The organism is Parabacteroides faecis, assembly GCF_014647375.1.
Taxonomy (GTDB): domain Bacteria; phylum Bacteroidota; class Bacteroidia; order Bacteroidales; family Tannerellaceae; genus Parabacteroides; species Parabacteroides faecis.
On the sequence record NZ_BMPB01000007.1, the window covers coordinates 265,435 to 291,326 of the forward strand.

Annotated in this window: 15 protein-coding genes; 2 read left to right on the forward strand and 13 right to left on the reverse strand. The window is 44.4% G+C overall.

The window, feature by feature from the left end:
• Positions 1-18: 18 nt before the first annotated feature.
• The 13 genes from IEY67_RS11715 to IEY67_RS11775 form a co-directional block, all read right to left on the reverse strand.
• Positions 19-2,367 (reverse strand): ABC transporter permease, encoded by a 2,349-nt coding sequence (locus IEY67_RS11715; RefSeq protein ID WP_183671413.1) that lies wholly within the window; start codon positions 2,365-2,367, stop codon positions 19-21.
• A 19-nt stretch (positions 2,368-2,386) separates the two neighbouring features.
• A complete protein-coding gene (locus tag IEY67_RS11720) occupies positions 2,387-4,747 on the reverse strand; it encodes an ABC transporter permease (RefSeq protein ID WP_183671412.1) in 2,361 nt (786 codons plus the stop codon).
• Positions 4,748-5,352: 605 nt separating this feature from the next.
• Positions 5,353-7,695 (reverse strand): ABC transporter permease, encoded by a 2,343-nt coding sequence (locus IEY67_RS11725; RefSeq protein ID WP_183671411.1) that lies wholly within the window; start codon positions 7,693-7,695, stop codon positions 5,353-5,355.
• Positions 7,696-7,734: 39 nt separating this feature from the next.
• Positions 7,735-10,062, reverse strand: a complete 2,328-nt coding sequence (locus tag IEY67_RS11730; RefSeq protein WP_183671410.1) for an ABC transporter permease — start codon at positions 10,060-10,062, stop codon at positions 7,735-7,737.
• Positions 10,063-10,181: 119 nt separating this feature from the next.
• Positions 10,182-10,862 (reverse strand): ABC transporter ATP-binding protein, encoded by a 681-nt coding sequence (locus IEY67_RS11735; RefSeq protein WP_122351555.1) that lies wholly within the window; start codon positions 10,860-10,862, stop codon positions 10,182-10,184.
• 194 nt (positions 10,863-11,056) lie between these two features.
• The gene (locus IEY67_RS11740) at positions 11,057-13,387 is read right to left on the reverse strand and encodes an ABC transporter permease (RefSeq protein WP_183671409.1); all 2,331 of its coding nucleotides are present in this window, start codon (positions 13,385-13,387) and stop codon (positions 11,057-11,059) included.
• 237 nt (positions 13,388-13,624) lie between these two features.
• Complete coding sequence (locus IEY67_RS11745; protein ID WP_183671408.1) at positions 13,625-14,134, reverse strand: DUF5024 domain-containing protein; 510 nt, start codon at positions 14,132-14,134, stop codon at positions 13,625-13,627.
• Between the two features lie 15 nt (positions 14,135-14,149).
• Positions 14,150-14,737 (reverse strand): PG0215 family putative anti-sigma factor, encoded by a 588-nt coding sequence (locus tag IEY67_RS11750; RefSeq protein ID WP_183671407.1) that lies wholly within the window; start codon positions 14,735-14,737, stop codon positions 14,150-14,152.
• Between the two features lie 4 nt (positions 14,738-14,741).
• Positions 14,742-15,236 carry a GFO_1088 family ECF-type sigma factor gene (locus IEY67_RS11755; RefSeq protein WP_183671406.1) on the reverse strand — a complete coding sequence of 165 codons (495 nt, stop codon included), beginning with the start codon at positions 15,234-15,236 and terminating at the stop codon, positions 14,742-14,744.
• Between the two features lie 135 nt (positions 15,237-15,371).
• The gene (locus IEY67_RS11760; RefSeq protein ID WP_183671405.1) at positions 15,372-17,753 is read right to left on the reverse strand and encodes an ABC transporter permease; all 2,382 of its coding nucleotides are present in this window, start codon (positions 17,751-17,753) and stop codon (positions 15,372-15,374) included.
• 11 nt (positions 17,754-17,764) lie between these two features.
• The gene (locus tag IEY67_RS11765; protein ID WP_183671404.1) at positions 17,765-20,140 is read right to left on the reverse strand and encodes an ABC transporter permease; all 2,376 of its coding nucleotides are present in this window, start codon (positions 20,138-20,140) and stop codon (positions 17,765-17,767) included.
• A gap of 166 nt (positions 20,141-20,306) precedes the next feature.
• A complete protein-coding gene (locus IEY67_RS11770; RefSeq protein ID WP_122351560.1) occupies positions 20,307-21,557 on the reverse strand; it encodes an efflux RND transporter periplasmic adaptor subunit in 1,251 nt (416 codons plus the stop codon).
• A gap of 53 nt (positions 21,558-21,610) precedes the next feature.
• Entirely contained in the window at positions 21,611-22,951 is a 1,341-nt protein-coding gene (locus IEY67_RS11775) for a TolC family protein (protein WP_183671403.1), read from the reverse strand.
• A gap of 249 nt (positions 22,952-23,200) precedes the next feature.
• On the opposite strand from IEY67_RS11775, the gene IEY67_RS11780 reads away from it, so the two are divergent.
• The gene (locus IEY67_RS11780; protein ID WP_183671402.1) at positions 23,201-24,553 is read left to right on the forward strand and encodes a sigma-54-dependent transcriptional regulator; all 1,353 of its coding nucleotides are present in this window, start codon (positions 23,201-23,203) and stop codon (positions 24,551-24,553) included.
• A 2-nt stretch (positions 24,554-24,555) separates the two neighbouring features.
• Entirely contained in the window at positions 24,556-25,872 is a 1,317-nt protein-coding gene (locus IEY67_RS11785) for a sensor histidine kinase (RefSeq protein ID WP_122351563.1), read from the forward strand.
• Positions 25,873-25,892 lie beyond the last annotated feature (20 nt).

Below are 25,892 nucleotides of genomic sequence, written 5' to 3' on the forward strand. Positions count from 1 at the left end.
AGATAATCAGGCAAAAGCCTAATTATCTTTTATATTTTCTACCGGATTGGCTATTGCCGCCTGATAACTCTGTATGAACACAGTTACAAACGAGACGATCAGACAGAACATTCCGGCAACGACATAAATCCAGGGAGAAAGCTCGATCCGATACGAATAATCGGTCAGCCATCCGTTCACAAAATGCCAAATCAGCGGTATAGCGATGATAAAGGCTACCGCCACATAGGTCAGGAAGGCTTTCACCAACCGGATCAGTACCTGTGCATTGGTCGAACCGAACACCTTGCGCACGGCTATTTCAGACGAACGCTGCTGGATAAAGTAAGTCGACATAGCCAACAAGCCCAACAACGAGATCAGGATCGCGATACCGGCAAAGGTCATAACGATTGTCAAAGTTCTTTTCTGAACCGTAAACGATTCTTCGATCTGTTCATCCATGAACTTACCTGTAAAGTCCAGACCAGTCAATTTTTTATAAGTGGCAGCCACTTCCCGGCGGGCAGTAAACGGATCGCCATTCACTTCTACGATGATATTATGAGGACGATCGAGTTCCTCTTTGCTTTCAGTGAGAATCAGAACGACCGGAGAGTTCTTTTGTATTATATTACGTAACTGGAAATCCTTTACAATACCGGCAACAGGATGTTTTCCCCAGGCGCTGAAATCAAAATCCGTAGCGTCTTCTTTCAATTCCAGAGCTTTCACCGAGCTTTCGGCAAGAAAATATTTATCCGGATCGGCTACATGGTTATCACGCAGGAATTCAAACCCCAGAATATCGCTATATTCTTTATTACAACGAATGATCTGGAAAGGAATCGTCTTATCATCGTAACGGGCATTATAATTCATTCCCATATTGAAAGGAGTACCTTGTCCTAATCCTACCCGGTTAACGCTACCCAACTGTTTCAACTCACTCACCAGAGTATTACAGGATTGATTCTCCGGCAATTCATCTCCTTTTATATCGATAATATTGACTGAATTATATCCTAACGGAGCATTGATCAGATGCTTCACCTGCAAAAACATGGTAACAGAAGCTGCAATCAGACAAATCGTGATCGTATTTTGAAAAACAATAAAGAACTTACTGAATACCATCTTCGTCTGTTTACGGAACGTACCCCGCACCACTTCGATCGGTTTCGCATTCGAGATAACGATTGCCGGTAACAATCCGGCTATAAATCCGATCAGGGCGATCAGCAATATCACAACCATACCATTCAACGGAGTGATCATTTCAACCAGATCTACTTTCTTCTGTAACAGATCACTTACAAAAGGAGCAAAGAAGAAAGCAAGCAACAAACCAACTAAGAAAGAAATAGTTGTCAACAATGTCGATTCCATGATCAAGCGGGAAAACAATTCTTTCCTCGAAGAACCCAGCAAACGACGGGTGGCCATTTCTTTCGCCCTGAAACCGGTCTGTGCCACTGTCAGGTTGATGTAATTAATGACGGCAAACAACAAAATAAGCAAACCGACTGATAACAAGATCATCACAAACTGCCAGTTGCCTCTTTCTATCGCATAAAATCCATACGGATTGGTCTGTTCCCAAAAATATAACTCTGTCAGCGGAATGAAGCTAAGTCCCTTTACAGCTCCATTCATATATGCCGGTACAAAGGTATTGAACCAATCCATTATATCCTTCGACCGGGAAGTAATATCTGCACCTTCCTGTTCCATCACAAAGACATTGGTCATTCCATAACTGTTGTAGTTAGCAATCCAACCTTCAGGAATTAAGGTATTGATATTTTCGATCCTGAACAGGATATCCTGATCCGGGATAACAGAGTTCCGGATATCCTTCATCACACCATTCACCATCAGCGACAGTTTATCATTGATACGGATCGTTTTCCCCATCGGGTCTTCATTTCCAAAAAACTTATTCGCAAAAGATTCGGAGATCACGGCGTAGTTCTTTGCCGCCAATGCCTGCTCTTTACTCCCCTGCACTAACGGGAAATCAAAAAAATCAAAAAAAGTCGCATCAGCAAGCATCATATTTGCCGTTACATTATTCTCCCCGTTTTGGATCGGAGTATTTTCAAAGACACGGGTCATTGTATGACAGACTTTTTCAACCTCCGGATAATGTTCCTCCAGACGAGTACCCAACGGATAAGCCGAACCGCTCATTTGACCATCCGTCAAAACGTAGATACGGTCGGCATGCTCATGGTAACGGTCGGTCGACAACTCACCGACCACATAGGTTGCGATCAAAATCACAAACATCAGCGAGACAGACAAACCGAACAGGTCGATAGCAGTATACCCCTTGTTGCGTCCCAGGAACTTAAAGAATGATTTGAAATTTAAAATATTACTCATAATATCGATACTAGATTAGTTATTCACTTTTAACACTATTCACCGGATTCTCATTCGCCGCTTTCCAGTTTTGGAAAGTAACCGTCAGCATCGTGATTGCTGCCACAACGGCAAAGGCCAAAACAAACACCCACCAGAAGATCGGTGTCTTGTCGGAAAAGTTTTCCAGCCATTTATGCACTCCGTAATAAGCAAACGGGGCTGCTATGATGAAACATATACTGACAACCTTCAGGTAAATTTTATTGAACATATTCAATATCTCCTGTACCGTCGCACCGAACACTTTCCGAACGCCGATCTCTTTCCGTCTGTACTGTGTTTCAAAGACTACCAAACCGAATACGCCCACGATCGACAGAACGATAGCCAACAGGCTGAACAAGGTGATCATCTTTTTCAGATATTGTTCTTTATGATAGAGATTATTGAATACCGTATCGTAAAACTCGACTTCGAAAGGATAAGCCGGATCGATATCAGCAATCACCCGGTGGATATGGGCTACCGCTTCTTCTACGTTTGTTCCGACTTTCAGGCGGATATAGGAAACAGGTAAGACATCGAATCTTGCACTCAACCTGAATAGCAACGGTCTGTTAGACGAACGCAGGGAAGAAACCTTTATATTGTCGATAAAGCCGACTATATTACCTGTACCCATCCAGCTCTTTTCCAATGGATGTCCCGGTTCCATATCCGGAACGACATCCAGAACCCGCTTGGTAAAGATACAAGCAAAAGTAGAATCATTTTGTGCATCCGAACGGCTAAAATCACGTCCGCTGGTAACGGGAATACCCATCACATTCAGAAAGTTCCATGAAACATCGATAATTTCGCTATTAAATTCTTTATTATTATAACGGAAATCATTGGCTGAATAGACATCCGAAGCTCCTACTATGGTATTGGCAAATCCTACATCCTCGATACCGGCATACTCTTTGAACCGGTTTACCAACAAATCACCGGACTTCTTGACTATATCCTGACTCAACGTCACCATCGCTACCTGGTCTTTATCGAATCCCAACTTGTAAGAACGCATATAGTTATTCTGGATCTGTATAAAAGAAGAACCGATAATCAAACCGATGGAAACAACATACTGGAAACCGATCAAGGCCGTACGCAACTTCCGTCCTGAAGTAGACAGGCCGAAACTACCCTTCAATACCAGTGCCGGTTGGAAAGAGGTCATATACCATGCCGGATACAGACCGGCTACCAACCCCAATAATACAGAAATACCCAACACCATAAATAACAGCGGTATATAATGCAGTAAATTCGTATCCGCTTCGACGAACGATAAAACTTCCGTCCTGTTCAATATCCAGGTCAATAAAAAGGCCAACAGGCAGGCAAATACACAAATAGATACCGCTTCGGCTACCAAACTTGCTGTCGAACTGCCCAATACCTTTTGGGTATTGATACTTTTTATCCGCATCGGAGCCAGCGAAGTACTGAAATTCGTAAAATTGATCCCGGCAATGACGATAACCAGTAAAGCGATCAATACCAATAACCGCATCGTATCGACATTTCCGGTCTTAATAAAATCATCCAACTGACCAGGCATATAATAAATGTCAGTGATAGGTATCAGTTGCAAGCGGGTTTCTTTATTGACATTATATTTAGCAAAATCGAATGTACTATTGAAATTATCCTCTACTACCTGACGTGATTCAGGTGAATCGAGCAATAAATATCCCATAAAGTTCTGAGAAAGCCAATCATCTTCAAAGTGTTTATTCATTCGGGCATAAATTCCATTTTCCATCTGCGAGTTCTCCGGAAAATCTTTATAGACAGCTCCGACGGTAAAGTTCATTCCATCTACATAAAACACTCTATCTTTCGAACGAATACTTTTGCCTATAGCCGATTCCTTGCCAAACATCCGTTTAGCCATACTTTCAGATATCATTACCTTTTCCGGGTCTTCCAGGCAAGTTGCAATTCCTTCTACCAAAGTCGGTTCGAATACTTTGGGAAAATCCGGATAGCAAGGGATAAATAGTTCTTTAAAACCTCTCTCATCATTTCCCTCTCCTACGTTCACATAGGTTTTACTACTAAAAGAATTCAGCAATGTATAGGCTTCAATATGAGGAGACGAAGTAAAAGCAGCATTCGCTAACGCCTGGGGAATCACTGATGCATAAATATCCTCGTCACCGTGATTCATATCTACCCGGCAAATACGGGATGCGGTCGGATAACACCGGTCGAAAGTCCGTTCATATTGAACCTGCATCATAATCACCAGAAAAGCTGTGAAGGCAACGGTCAACCCTATCACATTCAGAAAAGACGCCATCTTGAAACGGCGCAGTACGTTCATAAAGTTTCGTAATATTGTTTTCATCTATACTAATGTTTTGTCTTCTATTCTTATTACACCTATCAATATTCAAATTACGTGCCAAAAACAATAAACGGCTATCTATCAAACATATAAAGAAATACAGATATTCAGGACATGTCAAATTATTGGACAGTCCTGTCTAGTTTTTTTACATCGTAAAGCATTCCTCTCCAAGATATTCATTATTCACGTTTCAGGTTTCAGTCCATTCGGACGTTTGTTTTTCAAGACAATAAACTGAAAGGAGATAAATTGCTTATCCGGAAAGGTCCTATCTTTTGATTTCAAAATAAGGGACTTTTGATCTCAAAACATATATGTTTTGCCAACGAAACATATATGCTTTTTTTAACGGGTAACGACTGCTCCCTCCACAGGTAGGCATCCGTAAAAAATAATACGGGACCGAAAAAAAACGGGACGGCATCCGTTTCAGAAAAACCTTTAGTATATAACTCAAAAGCCTTGCAGCTTTCCGAAAAAAACTGCAAGGCTTTTGGAACCTGATGACGTTTCAGCATAATCAAATCATATACAGATATTTAAAAACAACTGAAACCTGAAACGTTATTTTGTTTTTCCTATGGGGAAAAGTCATTCGTTCTCTATTTATTCGCTACGCTATCTACCGGATTGGCATTCGCCGCCTGGAAACTTTGTACAACGACCGCGGCAAATGAGATAAGCAGACAGAACAGACCGGCCGCAATGAAATAAAGCGGATTGAGGCTGATGCGGTATGAATAGCCCGACAGCCATTCTTTCATGGCATACCAGACAAGCGGCGTTGCGATAACAAAAGCAATCACCACATAGATCAGGAACGTACCTACCAGCCGGAACAGGATACTCTTATTATCCGACCCGAAAACTTTACGGACCGCTACTTCCTGTGCACGCTGCTGGATGAAATAGGTCGACATAGCCAGCAAACCTAGCAGAGAAATCAGGATCGCGATCAGGGCAAAGATCACTACAATCTTTACCAGGCGTATCTGCGAGTCGAACGATTCCTGTATCTCACTATCCAGATATTTAGCCTCGAACTCTACCTTGGTCACATCTTCCACGATCCTGGCAATCTCTTTATAAGCGGTGAACGGATCGCCCTCCACCTCTATCAGGATATTCCAGGGCCAACTGTTCGGTTGGTTGAAATCGCGGAAGCGTAACATGACCGGCGAACTTTCGTCCGTGATCCTCCGTAACTGGAAATCTTTCAGCACACCGAGGATAGGCGCCGGATCATTCCCTTCCAGGTTGAACGACTGGGCATTCAGTGGTAATTCCATATCGCGGAGAGCTCTTTCGGAGAGATACCAGCTCCAGTTATTACCCGATGCAACCTGGTTATCCTGCACAATCTCAAGCCCCAGCATCTTAAATGCAGCACTGTCGAGCACCATCTGCTGGAAACTGAGCGATTTCCCTTCATATACTCCTGTCAGGTTGTTAGTGCCGCTGAACGGCGTACCGTTACTGAACCCGATGGACTTGACACAGGTCAACTGACGCAGACCGTCCATAGCCGCCGTTTTCTCGCTGTCCGAACGGAACTGGTTTTCGGCAACCAGGATATTCCTTGTATTATATCCCAGTGGGGCCGTTATCATATGATGAATCTGGACACCCATGATCAGGGCTGCCGCCAGGGTAGCAATCGTGATCGTATTCTGGAAAGTGATAAAACATTTACTGAATACCATTTTAGTCTGACGACGGAATGTACCGCGCACCACTTCGATCGGCTTGGAGGCCGAAATCAACAAGGCCGGCAACAAACCGGAAAGCGTTCCGATCAACAGGATTATCCCCGCAGCCACAGCAAACCATACCGGTGTACAGGCTTCTGTCAGGGAAATACGTGTATCCAGCAGTTCATTGGCATACGGCACTGCGGCAATAGCCAGCAGGACGCCGAACAGGAACGAAACCAGGGTAAGCAGTAAAGATTCCATCATCAACCGCAGGAACAATTCCATACGGGAAGAACCCAGCAGACGGCGGGTTGCCATCTCTTTTGCCCGTTGGCTTGCCTGGGCTACCGTCAGGTTGATATAGTTGAATATGGCAAAGATCAGGATCAGGATACCGACCGACATCAATACGAGCACGAAGTTGCGGTCGCCACGTTCAAGCGTAGACCATTGGAAATCTTTAAAATAAAGTTCATTCAGCGGTGTAACCGTCACTCCTTTCCATACATCTATCTTATAAGGCCAGAAGATCTCTTTAAAATAGGTATGGATATCGTCGGCCCTGTTACTCAGGTCAGCCCCTTCATGCAACATCAGGAAACCGACGGTTGCACCGGCATTGTTATCGGTTGTCTTAGTCAGACCACCGTTAAACTCACCCATACGTTCGATGCGTATCAGCATATCGGTGTAAGGCAAAACGGATTTACGGATATCTTCCATCACACCGGTAACGATCACCGAGGTGGAATCGCTGATGCGGATACTTTTCCCTACAGCGTCTGCCTCTTGTCCGAACATTTTACGGGCAAATGTTTCGGAGATCACCGCATTATAACGGTCCTGCAAGGCTCTGTCAGGATCGCCTTCCAATAATTTGAATGAGAAAAAGTCGAAGAAGGTCGAATCGGCACACATCAGCGATGCCTTCAGTTTCTTATCGCCATAAAAAACCTGATGGTTATCCAGGTTATTCGGGATGACGGGACAAACCTTCTCTATCTCCGGATACCTTTCCTGCAAACGGTAAGGGATGGGAACGGCAGTAGCCGGTCCGTCCTCATTGCCGATCACACAGATACGGTCACGGTTCACATGGAATTTATCCACAGATAATTCCTGCACGGTATAAACAGCGATCAGGATAACGAACATCAGTGAAATAGATAATCCGAATACATCGATCGCAGTATATGCTTTATTCCTGCTAAGAAACTTCAGGAACGATTTCATGTTCAACAAATTATTCATCATTCAATTTATTTGATATTGACTCATTTCTATTTCATACTACCTGCCGCTCACGCTTTCTATCGGGTTGGCATTAGCAGCTTTGTAACTCTGGAAAAATACCGTTACAAGTGCAATTACAAGACAGAATATACCGGAGACAATAAAGATTAGCGGATTCAGGGAGATCCGGTATGAATAATCGGACAGCCACTGGTTCATGAAATACCAGATAATCGGTGTTGCTATAATAAAGGCCACACCCACATAAACCAAAAATGAACCGATCAGACGGATCAAAATAGCCTGATTATCCGATCCGAACACTTTGCGAATAGCCACCTCCTGCGAACGCTGATGGATGAAATAGGTCGACATGGCCAGTAAACCCAACATAGAGATAATAACTGCAATCGAAGCAAAGAGCGAAACAATCTTTGTCATCCGGACTTCAGACTCGAACGATTTCTGAACCTGTTCATTCAGATAGGTGGCATTGAAATCCAACCCACCGGAAGCCTCCTTATAGATCTCTTGTATTTTGTTATAAGCTGTATAAGGGTTACCTTCCACTTCGATAAGAATACTCCAGGGGAACATCTCACTCCGTTTGTCGATGCGAAGCATGGCGGGACGCATGTCATTCGTAATATTCCCCAGCTGAAAATCCTGCACAATACCGGCAATCGGCGTTGCATTTTTATTCCATAGGAAACTGGGGGCGTCCTGTGGCAACTCCATATCCCGCATGGCTTTTTCGGTGACATACCAGCTCTTTTCTGCTAATTGGTTATCACGGACAATCTTATATCCCAACATATTGAACGCTGTGCTATCCATGATGAACTGCTGGAAACCTAGAAATTTACCTTCATATTCGCTGGACATATTATTACTTCCACTCAAAGGCATCCCGGCTGCCAGCCCCACTCGTTTAACGAATGGCTGACGACCAAACTCATCGATAGCTGCATTACGGTCGGAGTTGTTTGCAAAACCATTCGCAACCTCCAGTATACTATTCGTATTATAGCCCAACGGTGCATTGATCAAGTGACGCGATTGCAGGATCATGACGATCGAAGCAGCGATCATGGCAATGGTGATTCCATTCTGGAAAGTGATAAACACCTTACTGAACACCATTTTCGTCTGCCTACGGAACGTTCCGCGCACGATATCGATCGGCTTCACGGAAGAAATCAATACAGCCGGCAACAGTCCGGCAACAACGCCAATCAGAAGAATCAAGACAATACCGGCAAGACACCAGCCAGGAGTGAAAGTCGCCATCAGATCGATCTGCGTCTGCAAAAGATCATTCACAAAAGGAACCGCCGCATGTGCCAGCAACCAGCCTATTCCGAAAGAAATTACGGTCAGCAAAGTCGATTCTATCATCATACGTATGAATAAATCTCCACGTGACGATCCTAACAAACGTCTTGTAGCCATCTCCTTCGCCCGCTGACCTGCCTGTGCGACCGTCAGATTAATATAATTGAATATGGCAAAGACCAGGATCAGGATACCTACAGACAAGAGAACGATGACCAAACGCTTGTTCCCTGTTTGAACAGATCCGAAATCGTTCAATTCAGAGAAATAAAGTTCACTCATCGGTATCAAGTTCACAACTTTGGACATATCACGCTGGTAAATCCAGAACGATTCCTTGAAATATGCCAGGATATCCGGTATCTTCGGACGCAGGTCGGCACCCGGCTTCATCTTTAAGAAAGCGACTGTCGAGCCGGCATTTCCGGGATGATCCATACTGATCGACCAGTTGTACTCATGAGCCCGCTCCACACGAAACATAATATCAGCGTACGGGATCGTCGAGTGTTTGATATCTTCCATAATGCCGCTCACCAGGAAAGAAAGCGAATCGCCGATAATAACGCTTTGTCCGATCGGGTCTTCCGTGCCGAACAGTTTATTGGCAAAAGTCTTTGAGAGAACGACATTGCTTCTGTTTTCCAATACCCGGTTCTTATCTCCTGCCAGGAGTTTAAAAGAGAAAAAGTTAAAGAAGCAAGAATCGACGGGGACTGTTCTGGCAGTTAATTTTTTATCATTGTTTTTTACGATCTGGTTACCCACATTGGTTGTAATAACCGGGCAGACCTGCTCGATCTCAGGATAGCGTTCCTGCAAGCGGTAAGCAATCGGCAAGGCCGTGCTCGGTCCTTTGTCGTTAGCCAACACATAAATGCGGTCTACATCCTTATGGAACTTGTCGACCGACAATTCCTGTACGGTATAAACGGCAATCAGTATAACGAACATTAAGGAAACAGACAATCCGAATACGTCGATTGCCGTATAGGCTTTATTCCTGCTTAAGAATTTGAGGAATGATTTTATATTTAATAGGTTATTCATATTCTTACTGATTTCATTTAGGCGAGAGAATAAACATATCCCACCTTCACAGGTAGGATATGCCGGTTTATCTTAATTTATAAATTTAGCTATATGCTTTGTTATGTATCGAAATATGATCAAATAAATTCACTGACAGAAGATACGATGCTACCGTCGAACAGGTTGACGATGCGGTGTGCAAAGCTGGCATCATGTTTGGAGTGAGTTACCATGACGATGGTAGTTCCTTCCTTGTTCAGTTCGGTCAGCAGCTGCATCACTTCGGCACCATTCTTAGAGTCCAGGTTACCGGTCGGCTCATCCGCCAGGATGATCTTCGGGTTGGAAACGACTGCACGGGCAATGGCCACACGTTGTTGCTGACCACCGGATAACTGCTGTGGGAAGTGAGTGGCACGATGGCTGATATTCATTCGTTTCAGGATATCGGTTACCATCTGTTTACGTTCGGCAGCTTTTACCTTCAGGTAAGTCAAAGGCAATTCCACATTTTCATACACATTCAGTTCGTCGATCAGGTTGAAGCTCTGGAATACGAAACCGATATTCCCTTTACGCACCTGGGTACGTTCTTTTTCTTTCAGGTGACCCACTTCTTTATCGATCAGATAGTAGTCGCCGGAAGTCGGGTTATCCAGCAATCCCAGAATATTCAACAATGTTGATTTACCGCAACCGGAAGGTCCCATGATAGCAACAAACTCACCGTCTTTCACTTCCATTGAAATATTGTTCAATGCAATAGTTTCAACCTCCTCTGTACGGAAATGCTTACTTAATCCTTCAATCTTAATCATAATGTTATTTTTTAATTCTACGTTATATACTTTGTAATATCTAAAAAACGCTCTGTTTTCTCTATATAATTCAAAATACGTGCCAAACTTAATAATTTACTGATATTCAAACCTATAGATTTTATTCTTTTTTCGAAGAGTGTCTAATATTTAGACACTCATGTCTAGTTTTTTTACACTCGGCAGCAAATCGGTCATTTATTCTTTATACTTTCCACCGGATTGAGATTGGCAGCCTGGTAACTCTGGATAAATATCGTAACGAACGATACGAATAAACAAAACAGACCGGCTGCTATAAAAATAAGCGGGCTCAATTCGATCCGGTAAGAATAATCGGACAACCATTGCTGCATGAATCGCCAGATGATCGGTGTAGCGATCACAAAAGCAATCAATACATAGACAAGGAAAGTACGGATCAGCCGGTATAATATCTGGGAATTGGTCGAGCCGAATACTTTACGCACCGCCACTTCCGATGAACGCTGCTGGATAAAGTAGGTCGACATAGCCAACAATCCCAGCAACGAGATCAGGATAGCGACGAAAGCAAAGATCGAAACGATCCGGGAAGTCCTTTCCTGTGCGGCAAATGATTCCTGTATCTGTGTATCTATATATTTCCCTTCAAAGCCGACATGGCCGATACGTTCATATATTTCCTGTATATCTTTATAGGATTCCACAGGATCGCCTTCTACTTCCAGCAGTACATTATACGGGGTCCATTCTTTTATATCATTCCTAATCTGAAGGCTGACCGGCTTCTTCTGATACATGATATTCGATAACTGAAAATCTTTCACAACACCGGCAATAGGATATTCCTGCCCCCACACTTTGATGGAAGGAGAATCTTCCGGCAATTCCATTTCACGCATAGCCTGCTGGTTCAGATAGGTCTTTTTAGGACCGGCCAGATGATTATCACGTATTATCTCAATACCTAATATACTCAGAAAAGCCGTATCGGCCCTGAATACCTGGAAACTGACCTGCTTGCCATTGATCTCTTCCGTAGAATTATTCCCCCGGTTAAAAGGAGTGCCCTGTGAAAAAGCGATCCGCTTAACAGAAGCCAGTTGGCTCACCTCATTAGCGAATGTCTCTATATCTTTCTTACTTTTATAAGATTCGACCGGAACATCCATCACATTCGTCGTTTTATATCCCAACGGAGCATGTATGAGATGATTCACCTGTGCTACCATCGTGATCGAAGCTGCCACCAGGGCGATCGTGATCCCGTTCTGAAAAGTAATAAAAAACTTACTGAACACCATCTTGGTCTGCCGACGGAAAGTACCCCGCACCACTTCAATCGGCTTGGCATTGGAAATCACAATGGCAGGCAACAATCCTGCAAGTATACCGATCAGCAGAATGACAGCTACAGCCAGCAATACATAACCAGGGGTAACAAAGTCCGACAGATTTATACGGGCATTCAACAACTGAGAGGCATAAGGAGAGAAAAATATTGCCAGAAAGATACCCAACAGAAAAGAAATGAAAGTCATCAGGGTAGACTCCATGATCAGTCGCAGGAACAGGTCTCCTCTCGACGAGCCCAATAATCTGCGGGTAGCCATCTCTTTTGCCCGGAAAGCCGTCTGCGCCACAGTCAGATTAATATAGTTGATGATGGCAAACAGCAGGATAAGTATCCCCACCGAAAGCAGGATCATTACAAATTGCCAGTCCCCTTTAGCCAGTGTATAGGTACCCATATCCGAGAAATAAAAATCCTCCAGAGGATTCAGAAGCACCTTGCTGTAAATTCCTCTTTGATACATCCAGAATACTTCTTTGAAATAAGCAACGATATCATCCGTTTTGGCAAGCAGGTCTGCTCCTTCCTTTACCATAATGAAATTGTTGACGGCTCCGGTATTATAGAACTGGTCGCTGTCCATTTCCTCTTCCATATATTTGAGCTGTTTGATTCCCATCAGGATATCGCAATACGGAATCGTAGAGTTTTGAATGTCTTTCATGATCCCGTTCACCTGGATACGGATGGAATCGTTCACCTGAACGACCTGCCCTATCGGATCACTGTCGCTAAATACTTTGCGGGCAAAACTTTCGGAGATCACGCCATAGCCATCGGCATCCATCACATGATTGCGGTCGCCAACCAACAGCGGGAAAGAGAAGAAATCGAAGAAAGTCGTATCGGCGAACATTAATTCGGCATTGAAGTTTTTATCGGCTACCGTTACAGATGTATGATAGAATCCCCAGGGAGCGACCGGACATACTTTTTCTATTTCCGGATACCGTTCCTGCAAACGGTAGGCCAGCTTATAGGCCGATCCGGTATTGGCTTCGCTGCTTAACACGTAGATACGGTCGCCTTTCTCATGGTATTTGTCGGTAGACAATTCCTGTACCGAATAAACAGCTATCAATATAACGAACATCAACGATACGGATAATCCGAAGATATCGATTGCCGTATAGGTTTTGTTCCGGCTTAGAAATTTGAAAAATGACTTAAAGTTTACCAGGTTATTCATTTGATTCGTGTTTTTAATATTTTATACCAGTGTATGCTAAATGCATATAGCCTGTAAAGAACCAAATAGTGTGCCAAAACGAACAATCATCTGATATACAAGAAAAAGAGTCAGACAGAATTCAAAGAAAATGTCAAATTATTAGACAGTGGTGTAAATTAATTAGACAGTTAAGAGCATAAAAATAAAGGCATTCCGCCTTCACAGGTGGAATACCTTCCCTTATAGTACATTTTATTAGTTACCGCCCATTGTTGTTATGGACATGGAGGCACTCTCTACATCATATTCATAATTCATAGTAGAACCAAAGTCAAAATCGAAATTCCCTGACTTTTTAGGATCATAATCAAAGCGTTCGATCTTGCTGACCGTTATTTTACCGGATTTGGAAACCGACAGGGAATAAGAGATATCGTTTTTCCCGCTTCCGAACCGGTAGAATGAAGGCAACAGTTTTCCGCTCTTCTTGTCATCGATGATCTTATACGCCGCATCTTTGTCTTTCTCAAAGGCAGCTACAAATTCATCCAGCAGTTTCTGATTGTTTGAGAAAGTAACCGTTTTGATGATCTTCTCCGTTTTCTTCGTCTCCCGGTTCTTGTTATAGATCACGTTCATATCGATCGTATCCATATTCTCACACTTTTTCATAAGAGCGTTCAGGTGTTCCTGCGCCTTCAGACCTTCGGCCATACATCCCATTAAAAGGGCCACACACAATAAAATAGTTTTCTTCGCTTTCATACCATTATTTATTAATTATTTATATTCGCTATACAATATAGTTTTCATCTCCTGCCGGAAATATTTATTCGGATTATCCTCCAGTATTTTCCGGTAAGGGTTGGTTGCATTTATTTCCTGTTCCCGCAATTGCTTCTCTTTACGGCTCAGATAACCGGCAATCTGTTCGGCCTGCTCCTGCCTGTCTTCCACTTCACGGACCGTATATTCCAGTTCCGGCAAGATCTCATCCATATTAGTAATGCGAACGCCATTACGGACTATATAACTTCCTTCGTAAGGATTGAACGGGTCCGGCTGCTCAGTCCGGAAAGTATAGACAAGAAACAATAATATGGAAGCTGCTACACTGATGCCGACCCATAACCACTTTTTTACAGATTTCCAGGGGAAAGACCGTTCGTTTTCTACTATCTTTTCATGGAACTCTTCCTTAATACCCGTTTCAAAATAACCGAATACGGATCTGTAGGATTCCAACGCTTCAGGCACTTCGGGACTGTTGAAAAACGAATACAATTCCTGTTCTTCCGTATTGGAGGTTTCTCCATCAAAGAAACGTTCCAGTAATTCTTCTATATGTTTCTGTTTTTCTGTTTGCATACTTTTACATCTTAAAAAATAATTCTTTTACACGTCTTCTGGCACGTGAGAGATTCATCCGGACTGCTTCGGGAGTACTTCCGGTCAATGTCGCTATCTCTTCCACCTCATAACCGTCGACATGTTTCATACGGAGAATGATCTGCTGAAGTCCGGGTAGCCGGTCGATGATACGCATCACCTGGTTCACGCTATCTTTCTGTTCCAGTTGAGAATAAGGAGTAACCTCGTCACTGATACTAACCGATTCGGTCAGTTGCTCCTTCTGCCGGAACTGGAACGATTTCAGGCGGTTCAGGCATAAATGCTTTGTCGTCTGCATCGCCAGCGCCTCTACACTATTATAATTGGAAAGTTCTTCACGAATATACCAGAGTTTAAGAAAAACTTCCTGTACCACGTCTTCGACCTCTTCCGGATCATCCAGCAGACGACGGGCACAACCGGCCAGTTTATCCCGTAAGGGCACTATTTCTATTTTGAACTGTTCTTTCTCCATTCTATTATAAAGACAATCGTGAAAAGAAAACATAACATGATCAGAAAGAAAAAATGCAATTTAAATAAAAAAAGCATCCGTACCTCCTACGAGGCGGATGCTTTCCGGTTAAAAAGTAAATGATATAAATATATGTTATTCTGCTTTCAGGCTGTCGATCGGATTATCGTTCGCTGTTGCCCAGGCACGATACAATACGCAGCCGATAATAACGACATAAACAAATAATGCCGCGATTATAAAGATGAAAAAGTTCAGATGGATGCGTTCCGAGAATTTCTCCAGCCAGTCGGAGGCACTGATATAGGCAATCACTACACCGATCGTAAGAGCAGGAACGGCTATATAGGAGATGTCGCGCGAGATCATCCGGAGGATGCTGGCGGCAGTCGCACCGTTGACCTTGCGGATCGCTATCTCACGTCCGCGGCGGTTGGTTTCGTCGGCAGTATATCCCAGCAGGCCGATCAGCGCAATGATCAGGCAGACGATGCCGCTGATGAAGATGGAGTCGCGGAACTCACGGTCGCCCTGGTATTGCTGAGCCAGACTCATTTTATAGACAGAAGCTTCCACCACTTTATTCGGCATTGCATCTGTCAGGATCTGGTTAACCTGTGCGATATTGTCCGATGTCATATCGTGCATCTTTATCAGGATATTTTCCGTAGGGGCAATACCACCCGGCTTCATGTCGTAGAAGAAAACCGAGGCACGGGTATCGGGACCTTTGATGGAGCCGATACGGAAGTCATCATAGACACCGCAAATGGTGTATACCTGATTTCCATTACTATGTTCGGATATCATCACACCTTTACCAATAGCACTTCCTGTCCAGCCCGCCACCTTCTCCATCTGTTCGACAAAACGACGGCTAACCATTATTTTATCGCCGTTAGCCTCACCCTGGCGGAAAGCGTGGCCCTCCAGAATAGGTATCTCCATCAGTTCAAAATAATTATCACCGACGCTGTACATATCGGCAATGTTAAACAGTTCGCGGTTATCACCCGGCAGACCGACATTATTACCCGAAGGATATTTGAAAGGCAACTCGCAACTGGCCGACACCAGGTTGACCTGTGGCAGACGGCGCAGTTCGTCCATCGCCCGCTCACGCTCCTGGGCACTCACCCCGCGGGTATTACAAAAGATCAGATTCTCGTAAGCGTAGCCGGGATCACTCGATATCATAGCACCATACTGGCGGTTGATCGTGATCAATAATGCCACCAGATAGGCCGTAGCGACAAACTGTACAAAAAGCAGGCACAGTTTCCAGTAACGCTTCGATTCTTTTACGCTGCGGAAAGCCGATGCCACCGGAATACGCAGGAAGAGCCAGGTCGGCACCAGGCAGGTAACGGCGAATACAACGATACAGATACCCGACAGAATCGTCAAAGTAGGTACCGTAAACAGGGCAGACAACGAAGCTGACAACAATTCCTCTACCTTCCCTTTACAAAGGATCAGCAGGAAAGCTCCCAGCAAGAGTGCCAACAACAGATGTAGCAAGGATTCGGAAAAGATCATTCCGAATATATTTTTACCCGAAGCTCCGTAACATTTATGTACCGCCACTTCCTTCGTACGTCCGATCAGTGTGGAGATAACGACTAGCACATAATTGAGCACGGCTATAAGAATCAGGATCGTAGCCAGGAAGAGAAGCATGGCATTCATGTCTTTCACCTCCTTATCATTATTATGGATATCCTGCAACGGCGAGATGGTATAGAACAGATCGACACCGGCCTGTTTCAGCCCTTCCATGTCCTGGTTGCGCTCCTGCATACGGCGGATGGAGGGGGCAAGCCCTTCCGGATCAGTGCCCGGAACCAGTTTCACGTAGGCGATGTAACGGTCGTTGCCCAGCCAGTTGGTCGTACTCCATTCCGGCATGCTTGCCAACGCTCCCAACACATCATAACGCAAATGGCTGTTTTCAGGTATATCTTCAAATACACCGCCGATGGTTTGCGGAGAGTTACGGTTTGCTTCACGAACGAAGGTCTTACCGACCACACTCCCTACTCCCCCCATTTTCTCGGCAAGAGAGCGTGAGATCATCACATAACCGGGACGGGCCAGGACATCTTTCGGATCGCCCACCAGAATCGGACGGGGGAATATATCGAAAAAGCTAGTATCGGCAAGCAGGATGGTCGCTTTATAAAATTGTTTCTCCGGCGACATGATCAGTTCATTGGCCGGTCCTATGCGGGTATAGCGCGTTGCGACTTCCACCTCCGGAACCTCCGCTTTCAAACCCGGAGCGATAGCACCGCTCACCTGTCCCCAGGTATCTTTCTTCCCGTCTTTGTTTAAGCCGGACTTGACCAGATAAATGCGGTCGTTGTCGGGATAAAAGTTATCGTACGAACGTTCGAAACATACTTTTGCAACCAACACCAGCCCCATTGCCAGCCCGACGGCAAGCGCCAGTATCTTAATCCCATTGTTCCTTCCCTTCTTAAACAGGGAACGGATTGCCATACTAAAATTCCTCATATTTATATCATTTATTCAGATTTCAAACTTTCCACCGGATTGGATACGGCAACCATCCAGCTACGATAGACAACGGTACCCAAAATAAGTAAAAGTACCCCTGCTACACTCAACGTGAACACACCTGCATTCATCGATATCTTTTCGGCAAATTGCTGCAACCACTTCTCGCCTGCATAATAAGAGGCACCGGCTCCCAGCAACAAAGCGGGGAAAGCCATCCAGGTTACATCGGAAGCTATCAGCGAAAGGATATCCTTTTCCGTTGCCCCGTTGATCTTGCGAACAGCTATTTCTTTTCCGCGCCGGTTGGTTTCATCATTGATATACCCGATCAGCCCGATCAGAGTGATGATCAGCGTTACGATACCGCCCAGCATCACCGCGTTGCGGAAAAGGCGCGAAGAGTTATACATATTTGCCATGCTGACACTGTAGGAAGATACAGGCATCTCCTTATCCGGCAAAGTGGCCTTGATGGTTTCGTCCAGCCGTGCCATATTCTCCTGCGACATTTTATTCAGTTTAATGACCAGCGTATTCTGCGGACGACCGCTATAAAACAGCGCCGAAGGTCCCATCAATTCGCTTCCGATAGCCCCGACACGGACATCGTCGTACACGCCTGCTATCTCGAAATCGTTAGGTGTACCATGACCACTCACATATATTTTCTTTCCTACCACGCCGTCTTTCCAGTCGAGTGCCAAGGCCAGTTTGTCGGCCATCATCCGGCTGATCATTACCACGCGGGAAGAATCGGAATAAGAATGATCGAATGCTTTTCCCTGGATAACGGACATTTCCATCAGAGAGGTATAATTGGCATTCGCCCCGTAAAGGTCGGCGAAATGAATAATGGTTTCCTTTGTTCCCGGACGATAGACCATATCCCCTGAACCGCTAAAAGCAGGTAAGCTACTGCAAGTAGATACATCCTCCACCTCCGGAAGTTTTTTAAGCTCATCTATCAAGGCGCGGCGGGAAGAACTCGGTACACCTTCCATCCAACAATAAGCCAGCCGTTCGTATTTATATCCCGGATTATCGTTTACCATCTTATTATATTGCAAACCGATCACTACCAGCAGACATACTAGGAAACCAACGGCCATAAACTGGATAAATAACAACGCCTTCTTCCATGAACGGCGTGATTCTTTATAGGAGCGAAATACCGATGCTACCGGTATTTTCGAAAACAGTTGCGAAGGCAGTAATCCCGCCACTAAAAATACAATTACACAAACAGCCACCAGCATCAGAACGGTATCGACCGTAAACAGTGATAACAACGACGCACTGAGCAATTCTTCCACCATCTCACGCAAAGCCAGTATCAACAAAGCCGATATCCCCAGCGAGACAAGCAGGTTGAGAAAGGTTTCCGAAAAGATCATGTCCGAGATATTCCATCCGGATGCACCGTAACATTTATGTACGGCAATATCTTTCGAACGGGTTACCAGTGACGAGATCACCAGTAAGACGTAATTCATCAGGGCTGCAAAAAGGATAGCAAATGCAATAGCCACAAGCATGACAGCCATCCGTTTCGTGGCCGGCGACTTGGCGTAAAGCTCCTCCAGCGGACACAATGCCAGGGCGTAATCGATTCCCTGCTCTTTCAATTGAGCAGAGTCGACATGGCGGTCGAGCATCTCAGCCATCGGCTGCAACAGGTTTTCGGCACGAACACCGGATTGCAGACGAACATACCCATTATAACTATCACCACCAAACCATTGATCGAGGTTCGTCCATCCCATAACCGTCTCGAAAGAGACCAGCGAAACCAACATGTTATATTTCAGATGGGTATTATCCGGTACTTCTTCAAACACTCCGCCGATCGTAAAAAGATGTCCGGGGAAAGAGGCGATTTCAAAAGTCTGTCCTACCACATCTTTTCCACCGCCTATCTTAGCAGCTATCTTTTCGGATACAAGGGCATACAATGGACGCGAAAGAGTCTCCTTCGCATTACCGGCCAACACTTTACGGGGAAGGACATCAAAGAAGTACTGGTCTGCCATTACAAAGTTACCGGTATATTTTTTCTTATCGGAAGTAGTAAAAAGATACTCCCCTATTACATTGGCACAGGTAGCCGATTCCACACCGGGTATTTCTGCTTTCATCCCCGGCGGAACACCTCCACTTACATGCGGATATCCTTCTATTTTCTTCTCTCCTACAGATACATTTTCCTGTATGGCAAAAACACGATCCGACTCGGGATAGAAATTATCATAAGACAGTTCGAAACATACTTTAGCAATCAACACCAAGCCCATGGCCAAGCCAACACCTAATGAAACTATTTTAATTCCATTATGTCTTCCTTTCTTAAAAAGGGAACGAAAAGCAATATGTACATTCTTCATTGTGGTCATCTTTTATAGGTTGTTTATTTCAGTAAAATAATGCGCTAAAGTTGCTAGTTGACAGTTGACAAGTGACAGTTGACAGTTATTTCGGCTTTCAGCCGATTTATTTACCGAGCGCGAAGCCTAACTGTCACTTGTCAACTGTCACCTGTCACCTGAAATATTATTCCAACACCAGGACTTCATTATCCTTATAGCTTTCGTAACTTGATACGATCACTTTTTCACCGGCTTCCAGACCTTCGGTCACTTCATAATACTGCGGGTTCTGGCGACCGATCTTGATCTTGCGACGATAAGCTTTTTTACCATCTTTATCCAAGACGAATATCCAGCTACCTCCCGTGCTCTGGAAGAATGTACCGCGCGGAATAATGATACTTTCTGTCGGCTGTCCTAATTCCAGATTGATGTAATATGTTTGTCCGCTACGGATATTGTCTGGACGTTCGCCGGTAAAGACAAAGTCGGTACGAAACTTACCTTCACGAACTTCCGGATATACTTTACGTACAGCCAGTGCGAAACTTGTTCCCTGACGGTCGAAGGCTGCACCTAATCCCGGTTTAACGCGGTCGATATAATGTTCGTCGATCATAGCTTCTATCTTATAATCGGAAAGGTCGTTGATCTGACCGATTTTCATACCGGCTGATACATTCTGTCCGAGGACTACATCCAACAAACCCAGTTCACCGTTGATCTGTGAACGGACATTCAGATGTTCTTTCCGTTCGTGTACCAATTGGATGTTACGACGCATATTAGCCAAACTCGTTTCCATTTCATCCATCTGGATCGTACGGGAAATTGAATCCTGACGCAAACGTTCAACGACAAGAGCATATTTCTTGGTTGCCAGTTCATAATCTTCCTTCGCTTTCAGAAATTCTTCCTTGGCGATCAGGTTTTCATCATAGAGCTTCTTTTGTTGCGTATAAGCACGGCGTGAACGGGCGATGTCGACATCGAGCTGAGCTTTCTCCAACTGGTTATTCAGCTTGTCCTGTTCCATCGCTACCTGGGTATTACGCAGGAAGTTCTGTTTTTCAGCCAACTGGGCTTCCGCATCCAGTATCTGCAAATCGAGGCCGGAGTTGGAAAGGCGGACAATGATATCGCCTTTTTTCACCTGGGCTCCTTCCTCAACAACCTTTTCCTGTACGATACCACCTTCTTCAGGACTTAACTGTACCACTGTGATAGGCTGAACCTGTCCGTCCACACGAACAAAATCGTTGAACTGCTCCTTGGTCACATTGCCGATACTTATTCCACGGGCATCTACTTTCAATGTCGATGCATGATCGCCGAAAATGATCCATCCCACCAGTACCAGGAATAAAACACCACCACCTACATAAGGTAAATGTTTCTTTTGAATGCCTTTTTTCTTTTCTAACTGTATATCCATTGTTGTATGTTTTTATTTCTTTATTGTTTGTTTCCTAGTTATTCGCGTTATTCTCAATGAATGCCTTCAATCAAAGGTTTCCCTTTATAATAATCGACCAGCTTGCATTTCATCAGATACATCAGCTTCCGCTGCAGCAGATCGGCTTTTGACAGAAGTAATGTATTTGCACTGGTTTGCAGATCGATCGGGCTCATCAGACCTTCTTCAAATTTACGTAAAGTTACCTGATAAGCAATTTCATCCGCTTTTGCTTTTTTATCCATCTGAATAGTTTCTTTGGCATAGCCCTCACGGTCGAGAATAGCTTGTTCGATGGCTGTCTCCAACTGACGGAGCACTTCTGTCTGCTGTTCCTGGGCAATACGCATATTATTGCGTGCCTTGCGCAGGTTGGTCAAACGGCTCAATCCGTCAAATAATGGGAAACTCAGGTTGAAAGAGATATATTCACCACGATTATTTTTAAACTGATTGCTAAAAGAAGCAGGTGCCTGTACAGCCTTCAGGTTCTCATAATAATTCGTAGAAACCCCGGCTGAGAAAGAAATAGAAGGCAACAAACGTCCTTTCGCCATCAGATACTGCATTTTATAGGATTTCAACTGAAGTTTTGCCTGCAAAGCTGTCGGATTATTTTCAGATGCGTAATCATATATTTCATCGATCGACTCCAACATGGTTGCATACGATTTATCCAAAAGCATGGTATCGACATCCAGCTCCATGTCAGAGGGGTAATTCATATTTTGCTTCAAAGTTAGCATCGCTGTATTAAGTAAATTCTGTTGATGGGTCAGATTGTAATCGTTGGCTGCTACCTGGGCTTCGATCTGTGCCACATCCGCTTTACCCTTCAATCCTAGTTCCTCCTGACGGCGGGTTTTATACAGGATACGGCTATTTTCTTCCAGCTGTTCGGCAGCCAGCTTAACGGTTCCCTGATAATACACTACATCCATAAAAGCCTGCATCGTATTAATAGCCAGATCATCTTTCGCCTTTTGGATATCGTTCATACCTAACTGACGGTTTGCTTTTGCCATACGCCATTGGTTGACCAATTGTCCCCCGTTAAATATAGGAATGGAGACTCCCAGGCTATATCCGTTATTGAAAGTAGATGTATTATTATAAACGTTAGTCTCCGGGTCGATCGAACGTCCAAAACTATATTGTGCACCAACACTGGCACTCATAGACGGAAAGAACGAAGCTACAGCAGAATTCAACTCTGCCTTATAAGAATCACTCGTATAAGCTTGTTTCTTGACTTTCGGACTGTTTTCAACGGCATAATGCATGCATTCATCCATTGTCCAGAGCTTTTCCTGGGCCATGGCGGCTGTTGCCAGGCTAAACGAAAGAATCGATGTGAATATTATCTGTTTCATTTTTGTGTTATTTTCTGCCTATAGAAGGGCAAAGACTGTGCCAAACCATTTAAAGAATTATTTATCAACACATTGACAAAACAAGTATTTTCTCAAAGTGTAAAAAAATTAGACAATGGTGTATAAATATTAGACAACAGATATTTATTCGTTTCATCCTCCTATTTTATATGTCTAAATATTAGACAGTGGTTAGGAAGTATAAAACCGAACCTGTATCTTTGCACTATAATATAGATATTATCATATATGGCTAAACAAGGCACCATACTGGTCGTGGACGACAATAAGGGGATTCTTACCGCAGTACAGATGCTGTTAGGCACCTGCTTTGAGAAAGTGATAACCATCTCTACCCCGAATAAAATAAAGACAACCCTGCACAATGAAGACGTGGACGTTGTTTTACTCGATATGAACTTCAGTGCCGGGATCAATACCGGCAATGAAGGACTTTTCTGGCTTTCTGAAATAAAGAAGGAAGACCCGTCGGTACAGGTAGTTCTTTTTACCGCTTATGCCGACATAGACCTGGCAGTAAGGGGGATCAAGGAGGGGGCTACCGACTTCGTTGTCAAACCCTGGAATAATGCCAAACTGCTGGAAACACTGAAAACGGCTTATGATATCCGGACAGCGAATAGGAAAGGGATTCCTCATGAAAGTAACAAGCAGGTTGTCTCCAAAGAAAGCGGTATGTTCTGGGGCGAAAGCAATGCAATGCAACAACTCCGCAACCTGATCGAAAAAGTAGCTAAAACAGATGCCAATATCCTGATCACCGGAGAGAACGGAACCGGTAAAGAAATGCTGGCCAGGGAAATACATATGTTGTCGAACCGTAAAAAGGAGGCAATGATCCCCGTAGATATGGGTGCCATTACCGAAACATTGTTCGAAAGCGAACTGTTCGGTCATATGAAAGGAGCCTTTACCGATGCACGTGCCGACCGACCGGGTAAATTCGAGGCTGCCAACAACGGAACACTTTTTCTGGATGAGATAGGAAACCTCTCCTACCATTTGCAGGCAAAACTACTGACCGCCCTACAACGCCGCAGCGTAGTGCGAGTGGGGAGCAACACGCCTATCCCGGTAAATATCCGTCTGATTTGTGCAACGAACCGCGATTTACAGGATATGGTGCAAAAAGAACTGTTCCGCGAAGACCTTCTATATCGTATCAATACGATACACGTAGAAATCCCCTCCCTCCGCGACAGACCCGAAGATATTGTACCGTTAACAGAGATATTCCTATCTAAATATTGTAATATCTACGGAAAATCTTCCATGCGCCTGAGTGCGGATGCAAAGGAAAAGTTGAAACAACAGCCCTGGTTCGGTAATATCCGCGAATTGGAGCATACGATCGAAAAGTCGGTAATCATATCGGAAGGGGAAACGCTAGACAGTTCGGATTTCGATTTTCCCCGGAAGAAAGAATCTCCGTTGAAAGAGGCTACCACACTGGAAGAAATGGAATACAACATGATCAAAAATGCCATGGATAAATACAATGGCAATCTTTCGCTCGTTGCCAGCCAGCTGGGTATTTCACGTCAGACGCTATACAATAAAATCAAACGTTACGAATTGTAATAATGTTAAAAGGCATATATCATAGTCTGACTTTCCGGCTGGGTCTGTTCGGAATATTTACCGTCTGCGGAACCTACTTCGCTATGACCCGCCAATGGGAATGGTTCATTCTCATTCTTATCGGTTGGATCTATTCCATTCGGATGATGAGTGAACTATACAAACGCAATGCCCAAAAGGTAGCCTTCATGTTCGATGCCATCGATAACAGCGACTATGCCTTCCAATATGCGACCCGAGGTCGTTCTTCCAATGACAAACTGGTCAGCGAATCGCTGAACCGTATCACCCAGATACTTTTCCAGGCAAAAGCTGATGCTGTCCAAAAAGAGAAGTATTATGAACTGATCATGAACTCGGTCAATACCGGCATCATCGTATTGGATGATATCGGAAATATCTACCAGAGCAACAACGAGGCACTCCGTTTACTGGGGCTTTCCGTCTTTACCCATGTCAAACAGTTGGCTCGCATCGATGATAAACTACAGGCTACGATCGCTAATATCCTCCCGGGGGATAAACATCAGATATCATTCGTAAATGAACGCGGTACGGTCAATTTGTCTATCCGTGTATCCGAAATGACCCTCCAGGAAAAACATGTACGTATCCTGGCAATCAACGACATCAACAGCGAACTGGATGACAAGGAAATCGATTCATGGATACGCCTGACCCGTGTACTGACACATGAGATTATGAACTCCGTCACCCCTATCACATCACTGAGCGACACCCTGTTATCCATCCATGAAGATGCCGACAGCGAGATTCGGAACGGACTGGAAGTGATCAGTACAACCGGCAAGAGCCTGATCTCATTCGTCGAATCCTACCGCAAGTTCACTCATATCCCGACGCCTGAACCGTCGTTATTTTATGTACAGAAATTTGCCGAACGGATGATAAATCTGGCCCGTTACCACAACAATTTCCCTAATATAACGATTAATATACATATAGAGCCGACCGACCTGATCGTTTATGCAGATGAAAAACTGATTACGCAGGTTGTACTGAACCTGCTGAAAAATGCCATGCAGGCCATCGGCAGCGAACAGCCGGACGGACAAATAGAACTGAATGCATCTTGTAACCCGGATGAATCCGTGATCATCGAGGTTAGTAACAACGGTCCCTGCATCCCGCCGGAAGAAGCGGAACATATTTTTGTCCCGTTCTTCACCACCAAAGAAGGCGGTAGCGGTATCGGGTTATCTATCTCACGGCAGATCATGCGGCTTTCAGGCGGTAGTATCGCGTTGAAGAGCAATCCGGCAATAAACAAAACGTCATTTATTCTAACGTTCCCGTAAGAAACCGGAGAATGTCCTTT